The organism is Streptomyces sp. AHU1, from assembly GCF_045343905.1.
Taxonomy (GTDB): domain Bacteria; phylum Actinomycetota; class Actinomycetes; order Streptomycetales; family Streptomycetaceae; genus Streptomyces; species Streptomyces triticiradicis.
The window spans coordinates 8951438-8973893 of the sequence record NZ_CP174283.1; the positions used below are offsets into that span (position 1 = coordinate 8951438).

The following is a 22456-nucleotide window of genomic DNA, read 5'->3' on the forward strand; positions in this document are numbered from 1 at the left end:
CGGCACAGGACCGGGCCTCGCTGTGTCCCTCCGTCGCGCGCCCGTCGCCGGGCCATCCCTCTCCACCACCGCTGCGCTCCCTCGCTTCCGCGGCGCCCTGGCCTGAGCCCCCGCGCACCCGCTCTTCCCTTCCCCCCGCCGTCCAGCCCTTTCCCGGCCGGACGACCGTCCTTCGCAAGACAAGGAACGCCACTTGGCAACCACAACACGGAACGCCACCAGCGATCCGGACCGCGTCAGCTTCCTGGAGGAGCTGTACCAGGGCCGCTTCCGCTGGGACCTCGTCCGCGACTTCCCCGTGCAGGAGCCTGCGGATGCAGCGGCTGGCGACAAGCTGACCGAGGAGTTAGCAGCCCTCTTACACGAGCGGATCGACCCCGACGACGTCGACGCCCGGGCCGCCCTGCCCGACGGATTCCTCGACGAGCTCGGCCGACGAGGTTATTTCGCATTGCAGGCGGACCCCGCCCTCGGCGGACACGCCCTGTCGCACTACAACACCTTCCGCATGGTGTCGGCGGCCGCCACGCACAGCACACCGGTCGCCCTGTCCCTCGCCGTCGAGAACGCGCTCGGCGCCGGGGCGTTCCTCGCCGTGGCGCCCGAAGGCCCGCTGCGTGAACTGCTCAGCGACGTCGTGCGCCGGGGAGCCCGCTCCGCCAGCGCGGACAGCGAACCCCAAGGGGCGGCCAACCAGCGCCGGTTCACCACCGCCACCCGCATCGAGGGAACCGACGACTACCTGCTCAACGGCAGTAAAGTTTTCGTCGGGCACGCGCCCGTCGCCGAGGTGGTCAGCGTCTCCGCCACGGTCCACGAGGACGGCGTCGACCGGGTGCGGATGTTCTTCGTGGGCACCGACAGCCCCGGCGTGACCAGCGGTGACTGGCACACGTACATGGGCATCAGGGGATTCCCCAACGGCTGGCTGGAGTTCAAGGACGTACGGGTGCGCGGCGGCCATATGCTCGTCGAGCGGGACCTCGGTCACGTCGTCCGCACCACCCCCGCGACCGCCCGGCTCGTCGGCCGCGGCAGAATGCACCTGATCGCGGCTCCGTCGCTCGCCGTCGCCCGGCTGTGCGTGGGCTGGATGCGCGACTTCGCCGCCCGACGAGTCATCGACGAGCGGCCGCTGGCGGAGTACGACGAGGTACGGCGGCGCCTCGCCGAGAGCCTGGCCGACACCTTCGCCATCGAGACCATGGCCCAGTGGTGCCTGCTCCCCGAGGACCAGGGCCGGGGCCTCAACCTCCGGTTCGAGCAGAACGCCGTCAAGAACGCCTCCTCGCTCCTCGCCTGGGACGTTGCCGAGCGCGCCATGTCCCTGCTGGCCGGGGAGGGGTACGAGACGGCGCCCAGCAAGCGGCTGCGCGGCGCACCCCCCGTCCCCGTCGAACGCTTCCTGCGAGACCTGCGCAACCTGCGTATCTCCGGCGGTGTCGACTTCCAGATCGACAACTGGATCGGTCAGCGGGCGATCCTGTCGTACTACTACCCCGAGCCGGACCACGCCGCAGCGCTCGAAGACGCGGACGAGGTTCCCCTGGACACCGCCGGCACGGTCCTCACCGGCCGCAACCTCGGCCATCTGCGCTGGGCGGCGGAGCAGACCCGGGCCTTCGGACACACCTGCCTCGACCTGGTCCGCAGCCACCCCGACCGGGCGGAGCTCGACGCCGAGGAGCGCACTCTCATCCAACTCGCCGGGATCACCCGGGAGATCCTCGGCGTGACCCTCGTACTCGCCCGCGCCTCCACACTCTCGGCCGCCGGGGACCACAGCGCCCAGGCATTGGCCGACGTCTTCTGCACCGCAGCCCGGCAGCGGGTGACCGATCTCCTCGGTCGGCTTCAGAGCCCGCCCGGACCGGACATCGAGGCGGTCGCCTCCGCATGGATGTCCGGTACCGCATACGCATTCCTCACCGCCGACGGCGCCCCGCGCTCGTCCCACGGTGGCAGCATCGAAAAGAGCATGTCATGAGCGCCTCCACCCAGCACGTTCCGCTGACCGTGGGCCAGGAGGCGATGTGGGTCTCCTGGAAACTCGACCCCGAGCAGTGGACCCACATCATTCCCATGCCCTTCGAGGTGAGCGGCACCCTGGACCTCGACCGGCTGCGCCGCGCCGTCGCCGAGACCGGTGAGGCGTTCCCGCAACTGCGCGCCCGCGTGCGCCCGGGTACGGACGGTCTGATCCTCGACTGGTCGGACGCCCCGGACATCACCGTCCGACGCACGCGCACCGTGCAGGACCGCGACAGCGCGATCCGGACCGCCTGGCAGACCCCCTTCGACCTGCGAGGCGGCCCCCTCGTCCGCGTCGACCTCATCGACGGCCCGGACTACACGGTCCTGCTGATCGCCGTGCACCACCTCGTCCACGACGGCGCCTCCGTCCTGCTGTTCCTGGACGCGCTGCGCTCCGCCTACCGCGGTGAGGAGCTCGCGCGAGAGGACCACGCCCCCGCTCTCGCCGCCTTCGCCGCCCGCACGCGCGATCTCGCCGACGGCCCACAGGGGGAGGAGCACCGGCTCCACTGGAAGGAGGCCCTCGCCGACGGCGGCGGTGACTTCACCCTGCCCGCAGCACAGGAGGAACCCCACTACACCGTCGTCAGCGAGGCCCTGCCGCCGGACCTCGCCGCGGCGCTGCGCGACCGCGCCGCCGAGTCCGGCATGTCATTCGTGACCGTACTGATGGGTGCTTGGTTCGCGCTGCTGCGGCGCCACAGCGGCAGCACCGACGTGCTCTCGTTCCTGCCGTACCACGGCCGCTCACTGCCCGAAGTGCGCGACCGCGTCGGCTACTTCGTCAATGCCCTGCCGGTCCGCGTCCCGGTCCGCGCCGACGACCGCTACCGCGACCTGCTGGCCAGGGTGCGCGGCCGGGTCAAGGAGGCCCTCGCCCACGGCGACCTGCCGCTTCCCGCCATCATGCGTGCCGCCGGACTGACCGGCCTTGAGGCACAGCACCGTACCCACCAAGCGGTTTTCCAGTACTGGCACGCGGGTCTGCACGCTGACATTGATGTCCACGACATCCGGCTGAGCCACGACGGCGGTGAGGCACGGCTGAGCCTCATGGACATGGAGAGCACCGCCGGCTTCCGTCTCGCCCTCATGGTCCGTCAGGACAGTTGTGGCACCCATCTGCTGTGGAAGGACCCGGCCGGCTCCCTCGGTGCCGCCGTGGTGCGCGCCATGGCCAGAGACTATCTGTCCATCTTGCGCGCGATCGCGGCCGACCCCGACGCCCCTCTCGCCGAAGTGCTGGCCTCCAGCACCCCCGCCCGGCCCGCCGGCACGGCCGCCCGATCCGCCGAGGCGTCGGCGGGCTCGGCGGAACTCACCTTACAGATCGGGAAGATGGCGGAGGTCTGGCAGTCGGTCCTCGGTTCAGGTCCCGTCGGTGACGACGACTCGTTCTTCGAGCTGGGCGGACATTCGTTGCTGGCGGAGACGCTGGTGGCCGCGGTGCGGGACCGCTTCCCGGGCACGTCGGCTCGGATCCGCACCCTGTTCGACCATCCGCGGCTCGCCGACTTCACCACCCACGTCCTCCCCGCCACCGGGACCACCCAGGCTGCCCCGGTGCCCCACACCGTTGCGGCCGCGGACACCTTCCCCGCCTCCAGCTTCCAGCGCCGAATATGGCTCGCCCAGCGCGTCGCAGGCGACCCGGCGGCCTACAACGTGCCCCTCGCCTGGCGCGTCGAGGAACCTCTCGACGCGGATGCCGTCACCCGCGCCCTGGCCGCGACGATCACGCGCCACGAGATCCTGCGCACCGCCTTCCACGAGGTGGACGGCGATCTGACGCAGAGCGTCCGCGCTCCCTGGACGCCGCACGTGGAACGGGTCGACCTCAGCGGCCACCCTGACCCCGACAAGGCGCTCGACGCCTGGATCCGCACCGCCGCCCACGAGCCGTTCGACCTCACCACCGGCCGGCTGCTGACCGCCGCCCTCATCGAGCTCGGCGACGCCGGACAGGTGCTCTTCGTCTGCCTGCACCACCTGCTGTGGGACGGCGAGTGCGAGAACATCCTCCTCGAGGAGCTCGACGCCCACTACACGCAGCCAGGCACCGGCGCGGCCGAGCGGCCGGCCGGAGCCGACACCGCTGCCCCCGCCGCCAAGACCCCGACGCCTGCCGCCGAGGACACGCGCCCCGCATCCGCGCACCAGGAGCGCATGTGGTTCGTCGACCGCTTCGAGACGGGCTACCTCTACCCGGCCGCGCCGACGTACCACAACCTCCCCCTGTACCTGCGGCTGGACGCCCTCCCCGACCGTACCCGGCTGGCCGAGTCCGTCGCCGCCGTCGTCACCGCCCATGAGGCGCTGCGCACCGAACTGCTCGACGCGGACGGCAGGGCAGTCCAGCACGTGCGGCCCGGAGCAACCGTGGTCCCCGAGTGGCTGCCCGCAGCCGGAGGCCCCGACCGCGAGCGGTCCGTTCCGGAGTCCCTGATCACCTGGAGCCGCGAGCCGTTCGACCTGTGCGCCGGACCGCTGCTACGGGTCGCCGTGCGGCCCGACACGGACACCCCTGGAGGCTGGATCGCCCTCAGCGGACACCAGGCCGTCGTCGACCAGGTCTCCCTGCTCACCGTCGCCGAGCAGATCCTCGCCGGACCGGACGGCACGGCACCCGTGCCGAGCAGCTACCGCAACTGGCTGGACGCCGGTGAAGAGGAGGTCCACCGCGCCCACCTCGCCGCGCGTACCGCCGTCCTGCGGCCGCCGGCCGACCCGCTGCGGCTCCCCGAGCGCCGCACCCGCGACGCCGTCCACGTCTACGAGGAGCGGTCGGTGGCGTTCACGCTCCCGGCCGGACTCGACCTGGACGCCGCCGCCGACCGGCTCGGCACCGACGCCACGGAGATCGCCCTCGCCGCCTTCGCGGCGCTGCTGCACTGGTACTCCGGCCAGGAGGACATGGTGCTCGGCCTGTCGCACGCGGGCCGGGACGAACGGGACCGGCACGTCGTCGGGCCCCTCGCGAACCTGCTGCCCGTACGCCTGCGCCCCCGCGCCCGGCAGTCCTTCGCCGACCTCGTCGCCCACACCGCCGCCGAGACCGCCCACGCCCGCGCCCACGACCGCGCCCGGTTCGACGAACTGGTGCGCGCCGTCGACCCGTCGAAGGACATGAGCCGCACCGCGCTCTTCGACGTGCTCTACAGCTACCTGCCCGCCGCGGCGCCCCTGCCCGGACCGGACGGCGCCCTCGCACACGTCATGGACACCGCCGGCGGCCGCGGCAAGTACGACCTGCACCTCGCCCTCCAGCCCGACGGCGACGGCCACCGCGGTCATCTCGTCTACAACGGGCTGTACTTCGACCACGACCAGATCTCCGCCATGGCCGAGCACTACGCCACGGCCCTCCGGCAACTTACCGAGTGCCCGGAGGGCGAGGTGGCCGGCATCGACCCGCTCTCGGAGCGCGAGCGTCACACCCAGCTGCGGGTGTGGAACGCGACCGAGGCGTCGTACGAGGAGACCTCCGCCCACGAGCTGATCGCACGTCGGGCCGCGGCCCGGCCGGAGGCCACGGCGCTCACCGACGGCGACGTCACGGTGAGCTACGGCGATCTGATGGCCGACGCCCGCTCGGTCGCGCGGGGCCTGCTCGCCGCCGGAGTACGCCCCGGCGAGCTGGTCGCGCTGCTGTTCCCGCGCGGCGCCGACCAGGTGCGCGCGGTGCTCGGGACCCTGCTGGCCGGTGCCGCCTACCTGCCCATCGACCCGGCCATCCCCGCGGAGCGCCGCGCGTTCATCCTGTCCGACTCCGGTGTGCGCCTCGCCCTCGCACCGCGCGCCAGCACCGGGGGCGACTTCGACGGGACGGTGCTCGCCCTGGAGGAGATGCTCGCCGCCCCCGCCCCCGAGGCGACCGTGCTCCCGGCCGTGCCACTGGACTCACCGGCCTACTGCATCTACACCTCCGGCACCACCGGCCGTCCCAAGGGTGTCGTGCTGACCCACCGCAACCTGGTGCGACTGCTCGACAACGACCGCTTGCCGTTCTCCTTCGGGCCCGCCGACGTCTGGACGATGTTCCACTCCTACGCCTTCGACTTCTCGGTGTGGGAGCTGTTCGGCGGCCTGGTGCACGGCGGCCGGGTGGTGCTCGTCTCCGAGGACGAGACCCGGGACCCGGGCCTCTTCTTCGACCTCCTCCAACGCGAACGCGTCACCGTGCTCAACCAGACGCCCAGCGCGTTCCGCCGCCTGCTCGGCCTGCGCCCCACGACCCCGGCCGGGCTGTCCGCGCTGCGCTGCGTCGTCTTCGGCGGCGAAGCGCTGCGCCCGGGGATGCTCACCGAGTGGTCGGAGCGTTTCCCGCACGTCCGCCTCGTCAACATGTACGGCATCACCGAGACCACCGTGCACGCCAGCGTGCGCACCGTCACCCGCTCCGACATGGAGACGGACACGAGCGTGGTGGGCACCCCGATCCCCACCACCCGCCTCTATCTGCTCGACCGCCACACCGGCCGTCGCCTGCTGCCCGTCGGCGCCGTCGGTGAGATCTACGTCGCCGGCGACGGAGTGGCCGGAGGCTACCTGGGGCGGCCCGAGCTGACCGCCCAGCGCTTCGTGCCCTCACCTTTCGGCGACGGCACCCTGTTCCGCAGCGGTGACCTCGCCGCCCACCTGCCCGACGGCTCCCTGCGGTTCATCGGCCGCGCCGACTCCCAGGTGCAGCTCCGCGGTTACCGCATCGAGCCGGGAGAGGTACAGACTGTGCTGTGCGGCCATCCCGATGTCTCCGATGCGGTCGTGTTCGCCGAGGACGACCGGCTCGTCGCCGTCGTGCAGAGCGAACGGGACCTGAGCGCGGGGGAGTTGCGAGGCCACCTCGCGCAGCGGCTGCCGTCGTACATGGTTCCCTCGCTGTTCCACGTCGTGCGGACCATCCCGCTCACGGTCAACGGCAAGGTCGACGTGAAAGAACTGCGCGCGCTGACCGCGGAGGCGGCCGCCCCCGCACGGCGCGAGCCCCGCGCCGGCACAGCCGCCGAACTGGCCGCCGTGTGGTGCGATCTGCTCGACGTGCCCGCCGTCGGCGAGGACGACTCGTTCTTCGGCCTCGGCGGGCACTCCATGCTCGTCGTCCGCCTCATCGGTGAGATCGCCGACCGGTTCGGCGCCGAGCTGCCGATCAAGACCCTCTTCGAGACGCCACGACTGGGCGACCTCGCCGACCTCGTCGACGCGGCCCCCGGCCGCCGCGGCACCGCCCCCGCCGCACGGCGCGAGCCGGCCCCGGCTCCTCTCGCCGTACCGGCCGCTTCCGCCCCGTCCGCCGCGCCCCGTCCCGTGACGGCCGGCACCGCTGTGACGGCGGCCGGCGACGAGTCGCCCGCGAGCGCGTTCCAGCGCCGCATGTGGCTGGCGGAACAGATGGGCCAGGGCGCACCCGCGAACGTCTCCCTCGGCTGGACCGTCACCGGCGTCCTGGACATCGACGTCCTGGAGGACGCGCTGGCCCGCCTGATCACCGGGCACGAGATCCTGCGCACCGCCTTCCGCATGCGGGGCGGCACCCTCCGCCAGGTCGTCCAGCAGCCCTGGCGGCCGCGCGTGCACACCCTCGTGGCCGAGGACGGCGACGGTCCCGAGGAGGCCGCCGCCCGATGGCTCGACGAGGCGGCCGGCCGCCCCTTCGACCTCGCGTCCGGACAACTGCTGCGCGCCGCCGTCGCCGACTGCGGTCCACATGGCATGGCGTTCATGCTCTGCGTGCACCACCTCGTCGTGGACGGCGAGTCCGTACGCGTCCTCATCAGCGAACTGGAGCGTTGCCACCGCGACAGCCTCGCCGCGGTGCCCTCCGCACCGCCCGCGCTCCAGTACCGGGCCCACACCGCCGCCGAACTCGCCGACAGTGCCCGCCACGACGCCGACCTCGCGTTCTGGCAGGAACGGCTCGAAGGCTGGCCGACCCGGGTGGGCCTGTCCGCCCCCGAGCGACCCGAGGCCCACGGTGCGGTCCGGATCGACCTGCCCGACGGCCTGCTCGGCCGACTGCAACCGGTCATGGCCGAACACGGCGCGAGCTGGTTCATGATCATGGCGGCGGCCCTGGCGACGGCCCTGCACCGGTGCGGCGACATGCCCGCACTGACGTTCGGCGTCCCCGCCAGCATCCGTGACTCCGCCTCCGCCGACCTGCTGGGGCCCTGCCTCAACCTCGTCGTGCTGCGCTCGTCCCGGACCGCGGGCACCACCGCCCGCGACACACTGACGGCCATGCGCACCGAAGTGCTCGACGCCTTCGAGCACGCCCACGCCCCCTTCGACGAGGTGGTGGCCCGGCTCCGTCCGGAACAGACAGCCGGCAGCGCGCCGTACACCGACGTCGTGCTCAACATGAACCTGCGCGGAGACCGGAGCGCGGTACTCGGCGAAGCCGAACTGCGCCCGGTGTCCGACGAGTCGATGTGGCTCCGGGAGGTCAAGTTCGGCGCCACGCTGACCGTGACGGAGCAGGAAGGCGAACTGAGCGCCGTACTCTCCCACCGGGGTGACCGGGTGTCCGCCGCCGACGCCGCCCGCCTGGCGGACGCCGTCGCCGCCTACCTCGTCGAACTCTCGGCGGACGCGCTGCCGCCGCAGTACCGGGACTTCGTCCGCGCCCAGAGCGCGGACCGCTCCTCGGGCCGGCACGAGGCCTCCCTCGCCCACTGGCAGGAGCGGCTGAAGGGCGCGCCCGCCTACCTGGAGCTGCCCTCACCCGAGGAGCCCGCCCCGCACGGCGTGGTCGACCTGGTACTGCCCGAGCGCGCGGGCGAGCGCCTGCGCGCCCTGCACGAGCGGCACGGCATCTCGCCGTTCATGACGGCGGCCACCGCTCTGGCCGTCCTGCTGCACCGCCGCACCGGCACCGACGACGTGGTCATCAGCAGTCCCATGACCAACCGGGGACGCAACGGACTCGCGGGCGTGTTCGGGCCCTGCCTGAACACCGTCCCGCTGCGCTCCCGGCTGCACCCCGGCACCACGGTGCGCGACGTGCTGGAGGCGATGCGGGACGAGACGCTGGAGGCGTTCGCCCACGGCGAGGCCCCCTTCGAGGACGTCATCGACCGGCTCAACCCGCCCCGCAGGCCCGGCCGCACGCCCTACGGCGACGTCAGCCTGTCCTTCACCACGGTCGCGCCACGCCCCCGCACCATCGGCGGGCGCACCCTCAGCGCCGTACCACTCGACGGCGAAGACGCCGCCTACACCGGCAAGCTCGGCCTCACGGTCGCCCTCGTCCTCGACGGCGCACAGCTGCGCGGCCGCCTGTCGTACCACGGCGGCCTGCTGCGCCGCGTGGACGTCGAGCACATGGCCGGCACCCTGGCCACGCTGCTGGACCGGCTGCCCGAAAGCCTCGACACGCCCGTCGCCGCGCTGGACCTCCTCCCGCCCGAGGAAGCGGAGCGCATCCGCGCCTGGGAACACGGCCCGCGGCCTGGAGCGGTCACGACCGTCCCCGCGCTCGTCCTGCGCCAGGCCCGCACCCGGCCAGACGCCCCGGCCGTGGAGAGCACCCGCGGCACGCTCGACTACGGCGGCCTCGTGCGTCGCGCCCGCTCGCTCGCCGCGGCACTCGAGCCGCACCTGGCGAACGAGGCGCCCACGGTCGCCCTGCTCCTCGAACGCGGCGAGGACTTCGTCGTCGCCATGCTGGCCGCCTGGTTCGCCGAAGCCGCGTTCTGCCCGATCGACCCGTCCTGGCCCGCCGCACGGCAGGAGTACGTCCTCGACGACGTGCGCGCCGACGTACTGCTGACCCGTACCGGGACCGCACTGCCGGCCGGCGGCACGGTCACCGTGGTCGACATCGCCGACGTACCGGAGGCCGAGCACGACACGGACACGGAGGGCCTGCCCGACTGGTCCGCCGACGCCCGGGCCTACGTCATCTACACCTCCGGCACCACCGGCAAGCCCAAGGGCGTCGCCGTCCGGCACGGCGGACTCGCCAACCTGGTGCGCTCCGCCGCCTCGACCATGGGCCTCGGCCCCCAGGACCGCTGCTCCCACCTGCTCAGCGTGAGCTTCGACTCCTCCCAGCTGGAGGTCTGGCAGGCCCTCGCCAACGGCGCCTGCCTGGTCCCGCACGAGAAGCCCGTGCCCCCCTCCACACTCGGCGCGTGGCTGGACGCCAAGGGCGTGACGGCGGCGTTCTGCGCGACCGCGCTGGCCGAGGCCATGTGGAGCACCAGCACCACCACGCCCCGCGCCCTGCGCTGGCTGGGCATCGGGGGCGCCGCGCTCTCCCAGCGCCCGCCCGCCCAGCTGCCCTACCGGGTGCTCAACTCCTACGGCCCGACCGAGAACACCGTCGCCTCCTCCGAGCACATCGTGGACGGGGCCGGCACCACCCCGTTGAACTGCATCGGACGCCCCCTGCCCGGGGTGCGGATGCTCGTCCTCGACGAGGCCGCCCAGCGCGTCCCGCTCGGCACCGTCGGCGAGATCCACCTCGCCGGTGACAGCCTCGCCGAGGGCTACCTGCACCGGCCCGAACTGACCGCGGAGCGCTTCCGGACCATCGAGGTGGACGGCGGTCCGCTGCACGTCTACCGCACCGGTGACCTCGGCCGCCGACTGGCCGACGGCTCCGTCGAGTACCTGGGCCGGATCGACCGCCAGCTCAAGCTGCGCGGCTACCGCGTCGAGCCCGGTGAGATCGAGCACTTCCTCCAGCAGCAGCCCGAGGTCGGCCAGGCCGCCGTCACCGGCGACCCGCAGCGCACACCGGCCCTCGTCGCCTACGTGACCCCGCGCGGCGACCGCACCCCCGACAGCGCCGAACTGCTGCGCCGCGCACGGACGGAACTGCCCGCGTTCATGGTGCCGGAGGCCGTGGTGGTCCTGACCGCCCTGCCCCTGACCACCAGCGGCAAGGTCGACCACGCCGCCCTGCCGCGCCCCGAGCGCGCCGACCTCGTCGGCACCGTCGGACACGTCGCGCCGGGCAATGACACCGAACGCAAGGTCGCCGCGCTCTGGTCGGAGGTCCTGGGCCTGCCGGAGATCTCGGTCCACGACACGTTCTTCGACCTCGGCGGCAACTCCCTGGCACTGGCCAAACTGCACAGCAGGATCGTCTCCGCCTTCGGCCGGGAACTCCCCATCACCACCCTGTTCGAGCACCCGACCGTGTCCGCCCTGGCCCGCGCGCTCGGCGCGGCCACCGGCCCCGGTCACCCCGCCGGGCTGCCGGAAGGGCCCGGACACCCGAAGCGACCCGTCCGCTCGGCCCGTGCCGTCCGGCGCGGCCGCCGGCGCCCCGGCACGGCAGGGGGCGAGTGACCGTGACCACCGAAACCACCCCCGCCACCCCGGCCGGATCCCCGCCCAGCGTGTGGAGGCACCCCACCCTGCGGGTGCTCCTCGCCGCGGAGACCACGTCCATGCTCGGCACCCAGCTCAGCGCCGTCTCCATGCCCTGGCTGGTGCTCCAGCTCACCGGCTCCGCCGCTGACATGGGTCTGGTCATGGCGGCCCAGCTCGCCGCGATCACGGTGTTCGGCTTCTTCGGGGCCTCCTGGACCGGCCGGATCGGACCCAGGCGGATCATGCTCATCGGGGACACCGTCCGCGGCCCGCTCGTGGCGCTCCTGCCGGTGCTGTACTACCTGCACTGCCTGAACACGGCCACCTTCGTAGTCGTCATGTTCGCCATCGGCGCCTTCTACGCGCCGTACCTGGCGAGCCAGCAGGCCATCCTGCCGAGCGTCGTCGGCGAGGACGAACAACTCCTCGGCCGGGCCAACGCTGCCCTGCACAGCGCCACCCGGCTCAGCGTCCTGCTGGGCCCCACGCTCGGAGGCCTCCTCATCTCCCTGTTCGGCGCACCCACCGTGCTCCTCGTGGACGCGGTGTCGTTCGCCGCCTCGGCGCTGCTGCTGAGCCGACTCCTGCCGCACACCCCGCCGCAGGCGCCGGTGCCCCGCCGGTCCCCGACCGCCGCGCTGCGCCTTCTGCTGTCCGACCGGCTGCTGAGCAGTTGGTCGGCGGGCCTGGCCCTCGGGGAGATGGCCTGGCAGGCGATGTTCGCGCTGCTCCCGGTGATCGCCGTGACGCTGGAGGGCGGTTCGTCCCTCGTCGCCGGAGGACTGCTGACCGCCTTCGGCGGCGGAGCCCTGACCGGCACCCTCCTGGCCGGACGGCTGATGCGCCGACTACCTCCGCGCACCCTCGCCCTCACCGGCAGGGTGGGCCTCGGCGTGGTGTTCTTCGCGCTGCCGCTGCACCTTCCGCTGCCCGGACTGGTGTGCCTGCTGGCCCTCGCCGGCCTGCTCAACGGCGTCTCCAACGCACCGGTCGCCACCGTCCGCGTCCTGCGCATCCCGCAGGACCGGCGGCCGGAGGCGCTCACCGTCGCGACGGCCCTGGCGCTCCTGGGCGGCACGATCGGCTGGATCCTGTCCGGCACCGTCAGCCAACACGCGGGGATCACTCCCGTGTTCTGGGGTCTGGCCACCCTTCAAGCCCTCGCCGCCGTCCTGTTCGTCGTCGGCGCCCTGGGCACCCAGGGCGCCGCGTCCTCCGCCGCCGTCCCCGCACCCTCCACGAAGGACCCTCGATGACCGACAACGGACAGGAAGACCAGGAACACCTCGTCGCGGTGGTGGGCATGGCCGGACGGTTCCCCGGCGCTCCGGACGTGGAGCGCTTCTGGGAGAACCTGCTCGCGGACCGGGAGACGATCACTGTGCTCCCCGACCGCGCGGACCCCGCCCACCCCGAGTTCGTCCCCGCCTACGGCGTCCTGGACGGCGTGGGCGACTTCGACGCGGCCTACTTCGGGCTGTCCGCCCACGACGCGCTGATCACCGATCCGCAGCAGCGGCTGCTGCTGGAGTGCGCCCACGAAGCCCTCGAACGGGCCGGGCACGGCGGCATGGACCGCCCCGTGACCGGCGTGTACGTCGGGACCGGCGGCAACGGCTACGCGGAGGCCGTGCGGGCCCGCCTCCACGAGATGCCGTTCGTCGACGAATGGCGAGTGCGCCAGGCCACCGCCCCCGACTTCGCCGCCACCCGCATCGCATACCACCTGGACCTGACCGGTCCCGCGATGACCGCGCAGACCGCCTGCTCCACCTCACTGGTGGCCGTTCACCTCGCCGTGCAGGCGCTGCTGAACGGCGAGTGCGATCTGGCCGTCGCCGGTGGTGCCACCGTCGTGCCGCACCTGCCCACCATGCGTTACACACCCGGCGGCATCGTCGCGGCCGACGGCCACTGCCGCGCCTTCGACGCCGACAGCGACGGAACGGTCTCCGCCAGCGCGGTCGGCGTGGTCGTCCTGCGGCCCCTGGCGGACGCCCTGGCCGACGGCGACCACGTCCACGCGGTGATCCGCGGCTCGGCCGTCAACAACGACGGCCGCCACAAGGCGGGCTTCACCGCCCCCAGTGTCGTCGGCCAGGCCGAAGTGGTCCGCACCGCTCACGAGGTCGCCGGCATCGACCCCCACGAGGTCGGCTACGTCGAGGCTCACGGCACGGGCACCGCGCTCGGCGACCCCATCGAAGTGGCCGCGCTCACCCAGGCGTTCGGCTCCGGCGAGGGCCGCGACGCCCCCTGCCTCATCGGCTCGGTGAAGACCAACATCGGACACGCCGACGCGGCGGCGGGCGTCACCGGATTCATCAAGGCCGTCCTCAGCGTCGAGCACGGTGTCATCCCGGCGACCCTGCACTATCGAAGCCCCAATCCGGCCGTCGACTTCGCCACCTCCTCCTTCGAGGTCAACGCCACCGCCCGCCCCTGGCCGACGGACGGACCGCGGATCGCCGGTGTCAACGCCCTCGGTGTCGGCGGCACCAACGCCCACGTCGTCCTCGAACAGGCCCCGCACCAGGAGGAGTCCGCACCCTCCACCGGTCATGAGCTCCTGCTCGTGTCCGGCAAGACCCCGGCCGCCGTCGAAGCCGCCGCGGACCGCCTTGCCGAACACCTCGCCGCGCACCCGGGAACACACCTCGGCGACGCCGCCCGGACCCTTCAGGTGGGCAGGACACACCACGCCAACCGCCGGTTCGTGGTGGCGTCCGGCACCCAGGACGCGGTGACCGCCCTGCGCGGCCGCGCCCCCGCCCCCGGGACGGGCGCGCTCTCCGACGCCGAGCTGGTCTTCATGTATCCCGGCCAGGGCGGCCAGCACATCGGCATGACGGCCGAACTGTACGACGGCAGGCCTGCGTTCCGACGGGCCCTGGACGAAGTGGCGGACGCCGTGGCCGGTTCGCTCGGCTTCGACCTGCGCGAAGTCCTCTACCCCCGCACGGACGCCGAAAGGGCGGTGGCGGCCGGGCGCCTGGCGACCATCGAGGCCGGCCAGCCGGCCGTGTTCGCCGTGCAGTACGCCACCACCCGCCTGCTCGACTCCTGGGGCCTGCGGCCGAGCGCCGTCACCGGCCACAGCCTCGGCGCCTACGCCGCTGCCTGCGCGGCCGGAGTGTTCGCCCCCGCGGACGCGATCCGGCTGGTCGCCGAACGCGGACGGCTCCTCGGCGCCGTGCCGGCCGGCGCGATGGCCGCGGTGCGCCTGCCCGAGGAAGAGGTGCTGGAGCTGCTCCCCGCCGACATCACCGTCGGCGCGGTCAACGGCCCCGGCCAGTGCACGGTCACCGGTCCCGCCGCCTCCGTGGCGCGCCTCGCGCAGGAACTGACCGACCGCGGGCTGGAGGCGCGGGTGCTGCGCATCGCCACCGCGGGCCACTCACCCCTGGTCGACCCCATCACCCAGTGTTTCGCCGAGGCGATCGAGGCGCTGCCGCGCGACCGGCCCACCCTGCCGGTGCTCTCGGACACCACTGGAGCGTGGGTCGACGAGGACGCCGTGCGCGGCTCGCGGTACTGGGTGCGGCACATGCGCGAGCCCGTCCGCTTCGGAGAGGCGCTGGACACCCTGTTCGGCGCCCCGGACCGGGTCCTCGTCGACATGGGCCCGGGCCGCACCCTGGCCACGCTGACCCGCCAGCACGCCGCCTACGACGGCAAGCAGACCGTCGTGCGCCTCGCCCCGCACCCGGCGGAGGAGGCGTCCGAGACGGCGGTGCTGCTGGCCGGCGTAGGCGAGATGTGGGCCCGAGGGGCGCACCCCGACTTCGCCGCCCTGCAGCACGACGGGCCCCGGCGCCGGATCGCGTTGCCGACCTACCCGTTCGAACGCCGCCATCACCTCGTGCCGTCACCGACCCCGTTCACGCCGACCGCCACGACACCCCTCACACCTACTCCCGTGGCCTCACCGGTCTCCATGACCGAGGCGTCGGCCACCGGGCTGCCGGCCGAGCCGGGGGAGGCAGCCACCGGTGCGCCGGAGGCTGCCGCCGACGTACCGGCCGGCGTCCCCGCGCTGGAGCACCCGCCCGTCCTCCAGGCCGTGCTCACCGCCTTCGGGCAGGCCCTCGGCTACCCGGACATCGACCCGCAGGACGGGCTGTTCGACCTCGGGGGCGACTCGCTGACCGCCACCAAGCTCGCTGCCTGGGCCGGCTCCACCTTCCACCTCACCGTCAAGGCCTCGGACGTCCTGCGCTTCCAGAGCCCGGCGTCGTTCGCCGCGCTCATCGAGGAGCGCGGGGCCGACGCTTCCGCCGCGGAGAAGGAGAATTCCACCTCATGACCACGCCCCCTCCCGCCCGGCTGCTCGGTGGCACCCGCGCCCGGCGCAATCCCTGGCTGAACGGCCGTCCCCTCACGGCGACCCCCGAGCGCCATCTGTACTGCTTCCCTCACTCGGGCGGGCTCCCCGGCGAGTACGTCCGCTGGGAACGGCACCTGAGCGGTACCCAGGTCTACGGCGTCTGCATGCCGGGACGTGGCGGCCGGGCCGCCGAACAGGCCCTGAGCGACCTGAACGCCGTGGTCCACGCCTTGCTGGCGGAGACGCAGTTCGTCGCCCCCTACGACCTGTTCGGACACAGCCTCGGCGCGTTGGTCGCGTACGAGACGACGCGCGAACTGGCTGCCCGGGGACTGCCGCTGCCCGAACGGCTCGTCGTCTCGGCGTTCCCTGCTCCCCACCTGCCGCGCCAGGGGGCCCGGCTGTCCGGCCTGCCGGACGAGGAACTGATCGCGGTCCTGAACGAGCGCTACGGTGGCGTCCCGCCCCAGATCGCTGCCGACCCCGATCTGCTGTCGGTGCTGCTGCCCGCTTTCCGCGCCGACTTCGCCCTGCTCGAGAATTACCGGTACCAGGAGTCAGGGCCGCTTCCGGTCCCGCTCGTCGTCCTCGGCGGGGAGGCCGACAGCGTCACCCCGGACCAGCTCGACGCGTGGGACCGGCACAGCACCGCGCCCCTACGCCGGCACGCCTTCTCCGGCGGTCACTTCTATTTCCGTGACGACACGGCAGCGGTCGCCGCCGTAATGGCACCCTGAGCGCCCGCCCCCGGCGCCGCGAGGAAAGGGCTCGTCCCGACCTCGCGGCGCCGGGGCCCGGGACAGCGCTCGGCCTTCTCACCGGAGGAGAGCGGCTCATTACCAGGCAGTGAGGGTAGTGAACCCAATGCACGATCGTGGGCGAGGTCTGACCATGTGGTCGAAGTCGGCACGGCGCACCCGGAGCCTGGTGGCGGCCTGATCGGGCCCCAGTGGGGTGTCGGCGGCGACCAGGTCCGCCAGGTCCTCACGCTCGCAGACCTCCGCAACCTGTTCGGGGCGGTGCAGCGTTCCGTACGGGTTCGCTCTCACCTACTCAATTCGACCGATGAAGGCGAGACCGACCCCGTGGACGTCTGGACGGCGTGTGTGACGTGGAGCGAGCGGATCCTGGAGGCCGTGGACCGCATCGCCGGGGAGCGTGTCGACCGGCTCGAGCGGTACCGGACCTGGTCGATGGCACCGGTCACCGCCGAGGCACTGCTGAAGACGTTGCTTGCCTTGGTATCCACGCCCCCGTCCTGGACATCGAAGCCGCCGCCACCGCACGGCCCTCGCACGAGCTGCTCGCCGGCCTGCCACGCCTGAGAGAGGAGGACCAGCTTCACGCGGATGCTCTCAGGGTGCTCGTCTACGACGACGCCTCTGCCCTGCATCTGGCCCGCTTGAGTCAGATGGTCCGCATCTGCCTGATGACCGTCGCCGCCGCGCTGCCGTCCAGTGACCCGGTCTGCGCCGACATGGGCTGAGCCTTCCTGTTGAGGTAGTTCTGACCAGCCTGAGCTCACACCACAGCCGGCTCGATGAGGAGGCCGCTGGGACGCCTGGGAACGACGTCGGTGGCCGCACTCAGAGGATCGAATCGACTCGTCACTTCCGGAACAGTCGAGAAGGTCCGGCCTAAGGTGGTCGCGGTCCGGAGCCGCACGTTCATTTGGCGGGCCTGATTGGCGTATCCGCCGTGCTGGGCGACAATCTGCTGGAAACGCCGTACTGCGTCGTCGAGCATCCCGCGGTCTCTCGAAGCGGTTGCGTACAGAACGGCCAAGTCGCAGGCCACCAGCTCTCGGTTGGCTTTGCCGATCCGTAGTGACAGATCGATGAACCGCTCGAACGCCCTGTCAACGCGGCGGAGGACCTCGGGCCGAGACGGATCCAGGGTCACATCAGAACGGCGGACACTGAACCCCAGTTCGACTTCCAGTTGAGTGCGTGCCAGCGTGTAATGGATCTCCGGATCTTCCTGGGTCGCGGCGATGCGCTCCATTCGGGCGACGGCTCGATGGGCACGTTCCCGGTTTCCACCGCGCAGCGCCTCGTGATGGGCGATCCGTCCGTACGCGTCGCTGAGATCGGGAAGGTACGTTGCCTCGTACGGACGATGACGCTCCAGGTGGCGGGTTGCGGCGAGGTAGCCCTGTACAGCGGCACCATGGTGGCCGAGCGCGCCCAGCATGAAGGCACGGCCGGCCATGCCCTTGAAGACGCTCCAATCCTGGACTCCTCTGGGGCTGTACCGAAGCGCTTCGTCCTGCCGCGCTCGGGCGAAGCGCAGAGCGTGGACATTCTGCGGCTCGAACGTGGCGAAGTAGGCAAGACCGAGGTAGCGCAATCGGGTGTCCACTCCGGCTGCGGCAACGTCCGGAATCAAACGTCCTGCATGGTGGAGCAGCAGTGGCAGCACCTCACGCTGATTGCTGTTGATGGACCTCTCCAGTTGGTCGAGTGACTCGTGCGGGTCGTCAGTCAGCTCGACGGCCTCGGCCGTCACGAGACTGCCGGTCAGCTCGGCCGGGTCCCGTAATGGCGCGAGCGGTGGTCGATGCGCGGTCGTCGCAAGCCAGTTGACGGCACGTCCCGCATCTCGATATCGCGCATCCTTGTTCCCTGCTCGATACACGGGAGCGTCGTCATCTCTCCGCGACGATGGTGTGCCACGGCTGCCTGAACGATTTCGCGACAAGGCCAGCAGGGCGTCCGCTGCCCGGTCCGGATCCCGCGACATCAGGCACTCGGCCCGTACGGCCTCCCAGAGTTCCTGCGCATCGAGTCTGTCAGGTGCAAGCGTTCCCTCGACAACCGATGCCGCATCGGTACTCGTGAGCAACTGCGCCATCGATGCGTCGACGGCGAGGATCCGGCGATGAACCTGGCGCGTCGACAGTCCCATTTCTCGCGCGAGACTCCGCACGTCCGTTCGCTCGCCACGCAATCCGGCTGCATCGATCCAGAGCGCGGCGTCCAAAGCGGTGACGCCGGCAACGGCTCTCTCACTCACCAGCAGGTGCGCGAGGTGCGCCCGCACGGCGGGCGGCTCAGCCGAGCCGAACACCTTCCTGGCCAGTTCGGGCTTGGGTACCTCGGTCAAGCCGATGACCTCAGCCCCGTTCAGGGCACGTACACAGCGCAAGTCCAGCAGGAGCCACTCACGAATTGCCCTGACGTCAGCAGCCACCAGCGCAATCACCTCGGGGTCGGTCACGCGTGCCTCCAGGCTCACCAGGCTCTTGTATGGACGTTCTCCGAGTGCCTTGCTGTCCGTCATCGCATCAGCAGTGTCAGTATCGTTCCGGCTGCGGTGACGACCGCAGCAACGGCCGTTAGGTACGCAGCGACTACGTGATGGTGTGCAAGGTTCCTGCCAGCATCTGGCCGAGTGGGATCCGAAGCGGGAGCGCAGTCTGCCTGGTTGCCGGGTGCCGGGACGTGCACGCCACTCCTCATTTCAGCAGCGTTTCGACCCTGAGCGTTCGATGACTCCATCGTGATCCACCCCATCTGTCTGCCGGGAAAGTGCCTAAGGCAGAGCGAACCAGGGCCGGTTGAGCAGTAGTTGACAGTTCGCGATTGTGCGACATGGCAGGACAGTGAGATCTCATTGGGTGCGGCTGCAGTGAGCCGGTGATGCCGGGCGCCGCTGTCAGGCGGTGAGCCGGTGGGGGCTGTCTGGGACCGCCCCGGTCGTGAGCCGGGTGAAGTGTTCGGTCGCGATGATGTTGCGCCGGGTCTCCTCGGGCAGGCGGGCGAGGATGCCGGGCAGTGACCGTTCGCGGGTGACCTCTCCTCGATGCGCGAGGATCGCGGCCCACTTCTGCTCCAACCAGGGGGTGACATCGACGGTCGTAGTGGCGTATGCGTCCGGTACCACGAGCACGGATTTACCGGCGGCCTTCAGAAGGGGGCCAAGGTCGCTGACGCCGGACTCGGGGTGCGTGGCGCAGTACACGGCGCGCGGTTGCCAGGGCTTTCCGGCCTCGGGGTGAAGGCGGGGGAGCCCCGCGTCCTGGGCGGCGAGGAGAGCGGCCTGGTGGGTGCGGCGGTGGTCCGGGTGACCGGTCAGCTGGCCCAGAGCGTCGTGCGTAACCACGATGTCCGGGCGGAAGGAGCGGATCTGCTGGACCAGGGCGGCGACCGCCTCGTCGAGCGGTGCGTCGACGAGGCGGGGACGGCCGGGAGCCGCCTGCGGGTTGCGGGCATCGCCGTATCCGAGCATGCGCGGTGCGCCTGCGCCGAGCTCCCGCAAGGCGTCGGCGAGTTCGACAGCCCGCAAGCTGTCGGGTGCCCACGTCATGGTGACGACGGCGGTGCGCGCGTGTGCGGCAGCGTGCTGGGCCAGGATGCCGCCGGCGAGGAGGCTCTCGTCGTCGGGGTGGGCGAAGATGCCGAGCAGGGACGGCAACGTGGAGGACGCGGCCTTCTGGGGGGTCAGGACGTCGGAGTCAGGCATGCTGTCCTCCTGCAGCCAACATGCTCATTGCGTCGGCGGGGGTTCGGCCCGGCCACTGGAGGACAAGCCGTGCGCTGGGCTTGTCGAGCACGTCGCCGGGCGGCAGCTGGTCGTCGGGCGTTGCGGCCGGGTGGATGGTCATCGGCGGATAGCCCATCTCGCGCACCTCGCGGTCCCAGGCGCGCACGCACGAGGCGAAGCACTCCGCCACCTCTTGGGCTGCCGGGCCGTAGGCGTGAATGAAGAACTCCGTACGGCCGGCCGGCTCCGGGGCATCCTTGACCTTCCGGTAGGTCAGATAGGCGAGTGAACCGTTCGCCAGGATCGCCGCCGCGTCCTGCTGCGCCACGAGCGTGGACCCCTTCGACGCGGTCAGGCGGCAGAACCCCGGCAGTGTGGTCGCGGCGTAGACCTGCAGCGTCTCGAAGTTGAAGATTCCCCGGACGACCAGACCTGTAGAGCGCTCGTGCCGGGGCCCGCGCAGAGCCTCGTCGAGGCCGGCCGTGTCGCCGGGCGTCCCGTCCTCCCACCGCACCGTGACGTCGCCGTCGGCCAGTCGCACGGCCGGGGCGGTGTGGGCGGCGGCACCGCGGTCGCGTACGAACCCGCAGTATGTCCAGTGCTCGCAGTGCAGCACGTCGCCGCGCCGGACCAGGGTGAGGGAGCGGGTGTAGCCGCCCATCTCCAGCGGCACCACCAACCGCGCCCCTTCAGCGAGTTGTTCCCGCCAGGCCGGAGCGACGTCCCACGCGTTATGCGTGATCACCATGCCGTCGAACCCCTGGGCGGGGACATGGTCAGGCGCGCCCAGAGCACCGTCGCCGAGGACAGCGGTGACCCGGCCGCTGCCGGCCTCCGCGCACAGCCGCCTCGTTCGGTGCACCACGTACGGGTCGACATCCACGGTCACCACCCGGCCGCGCTCTCCCAGGACGTGCGCCAAAAGTTCCGCGTTGTATCCGCCGGAGCCGACCTCCAGCACGGTCATCCCCGGCTCCAGCCGGAGTTGCTCGATCATGTCGGCCTGCAGCCAGGCAGCGGAGACGGAGCTGAGCGCGGTCTGGGCTGACTCCCGGACCGTCACCACGGCGAGGTCGTCGTGGTAGGCCGTCTCGAGCCGGGTCTCGGGGACGAACCTGTGCCGAGGCACCTCGCGCAACGCGGCTTGGACCTGCGGAGAGGGTGCCCAGCCCTTGCTGATCACGATGTTCGCCATCCGTTCGCGCAGCCGGACCGCCTCGGCCGGCTCTCCGGGCACCGACGGGGCGGCGGGGGAACACGCGTAGGGGTGGACCGGCGGGAGGCCCGGCAGCACCCCGGGCCACACCGCGGTCAGGGCCTGGGCGCTGGGTGCGAAGATTTTTCCGAGGGTCGTCAGGATGTTCAGGTCGTGGAACTCCCAGCGTACGAAGCGGTGTGGCTCGGGCAGAGCGAGTTCACCGTCCCAGCGGGAGACGCGGACCACTGCGGTGACGCGGCGTAAGTCCAGGCGGTCGTCGTGCAGCATGGTGATGACGTGAGCGTCGTTCAAGCGCGCCGTCAGCCCGGTCTCCTCGTTCAGCTCCCGCACGGCGGCCGTGGTTGCGGCCTCGCCTGTCTCGATGCGGCCGCCGGGCAGCTCCCACATGCCCCGGGTGGAGCGGCCCAGCAGGACCCGTCCGAAGGCGTCGGTGACCACCACTGCGGCACCGAAGACGGCCTGCGGCTCGGGCCGCCCCTTCTCCTCCGCGCTGAACGATCCGGTCGGTCCGCGCAGGAGCAGCACCGCCAGGCCCGCCGCGTCGAACTGCTCGACGCGCTCGAACCCGTCGGTGAGCGCGGCGAGTTCGTTCTCGTCCAGGGCGATGTGGCGCCGCTCTTCCGGAGTGTTCTCCACGATCGGCGTGATGATGACGAGGGCCCCGCCCTCGCGCAGCCGCGCGGCCAGATGGCGAAGGACACGGGCGCGATCGCGGATGAACGCGATGGACAGCCGCAGGACGATCAGGTCGTAGCCGTCCTCGGCGAGGCCGGTCAGGTCGCCGTGCTCGACATCCAGGCTCAGCCAGCGCACCCCGTCCACCTCGGCGTGCTCCGCGCGGGCTCGCTCGAGCGCACCCTCGGCGAAGTCCACGCCGTCGACGGTGTAGCCGAGCGAGGCGAGGTGGACGGACATCTCGCCGGTCCCGCAGCCGATGTCGAGCGCGCGGCCGGCCTCGGGCGCCGGGGCGTGTTCGACGATCAGGTTCTTTTCCTCGTCGCCGAGCCGCCGGAAGCCTCGCCCGTCGGTGTAGTGCTTGGACCAGTCGGTCCGGGTGTATGCCACAGGTC

At 71.9% G+C, this 22456-nt stretch carries 10 protein-coding genes; 7 read left to right on the forward strand and 3 right to left on the reverse strand.

Annotated elements, in window-relative coordinates; translation table 11 throughout:
* Window positions 1–193 precede the first annotated feature (193 nt).
* The 7 genes from ACICHK_RS39345 to ACICHK_RS39375 all read left to right on the forward strand — a co-directional run bounded on the left by ACICHK_RS39345 (window position 194) and on the right by ACICHK_RS39375 (window position 17168).
* Window positions 194–1987, forward strand: coding sequence for an acyl-CoA dehydrogenase family protein (locus ACICHK_RS39345; RefSeq protein WP_406840743.1), 1794 nt, complete (start codon window positions 194–196; stop codon window positions 1985–1987).
* Entirely contained in the window at window positions 1984–11331 is a 9348-nt protein-coding gene (locus ACICHK_RS39350; protein ID WP_406840744.1) for an amino acid adenylation domain-containing protein, read from the forward strand. The genes ACICHK_RS39345 and ACICHK_RS39350 overlap by 4 nt, the downstream gene beginning before the upstream one ends.
* A gap of 2 nt (window positions 11332–11333) precedes the next feature.
* Window positions 11334–12611: an MFS transporter gene (locus ACICHK_RS39355; protein ID WP_151472630.1), complete on the forward strand. Its 1278-nt coding sequence runs from the start codon at window positions 11334–11336 to the stop codon at window positions 12609–12611.
* Window positions 12608–15661 (forward strand): type I polyketide synthase, encoded by a 3054-nt coding sequence (locus ACICHK_RS39360; RefSeq protein WP_406840745.1) that lies wholly within the window; start codon window positions 12608–12610, stop codon window positions 15659–15661. The genes ACICHK_RS39355 and ACICHK_RS39360 overlap by 4 nt, the downstream gene beginning before the upstream one ends.
* Window positions 15658–16419 (forward strand): thioesterase II family protein, encoded by a 762-nt coding sequence (locus ACICHK_RS39365; protein ID WP_406840746.1) that lies wholly within the window; start codon window positions 15658–15660, stop codon window positions 16417–16419. The genes ACICHK_RS39360 and ACICHK_RS39365 overlap by 4 nt, the downstream gene beginning before the upstream one ends.
* 156 nt (window positions 16420–16575) lie before the next feature.
* On the forward strand, window positions 16576–17007 hold the full coding sequence (locus tag ACICHK_RS39370) for a hypothetical protein (protein WP_406841467.1): 432 nt from the start codon (window positions 16576–16578) through the stop codon (window positions 17005–17007).
* A gap of 35 nt (window positions 17008–17042) precedes the next feature.
* Entirely contained in the window at window positions 17043–17168 is a 126-nt protein-coding gene (locus ACICHK_RS39375; RefSeq protein WP_406840747.1) for a hypothetical protein, read from the forward strand.
* A gap of 35 nt (window positions 17169–17203) precedes the next feature.
* Here ACICHK_RS39375 and ACICHK_RS39380 read toward each other — a convergent pair whose 3' ends face one another.
* The 3 genes from ACICHK_RS39380 to fxlM all read right to left on the reverse strand — a co-directional run bounded on the left by ACICHK_RS39380 (window position 17204) and on the right by fxlM (window position 22451).
* Window positions 17204–18964: a hypothetical protein gene (locus ACICHK_RS39380; RefSeq protein WP_406840748.1), complete on the reverse strand. Its 1761-nt coding sequence runs from the start codon at window positions 18962–18964 to the stop codon at window positions 17204–17206.
* Window positions 18965–19339: 375 nt separating this feature from the next.
* Window positions 19340–20146: a PIG-L deacetylase family protein gene (locus ACICHK_RS39385; RefSeq protein ID WP_406840749.1), complete on the reverse strand. Its 807-nt coding sequence runs from the start codon at window positions 20144–20146 to the stop codon at window positions 19340–19342.
* Window positions 20139–22451 (reverse strand): methyltransferase, FxLD system, encoded by a 2313-nt coding sequence (gene fxlM, locus ACICHK_RS39390; RefSeq protein WP_406840750.1) that lies wholly within the window; start codon window positions 22449–22451, stop codon window positions 20139–20141. Before fxlM ends, ACICHK_RS39385 begins: the two co-directional genes overlap by 8 nt.
* Window positions 22452–22456: the final 5 nt, after the last annotated feature.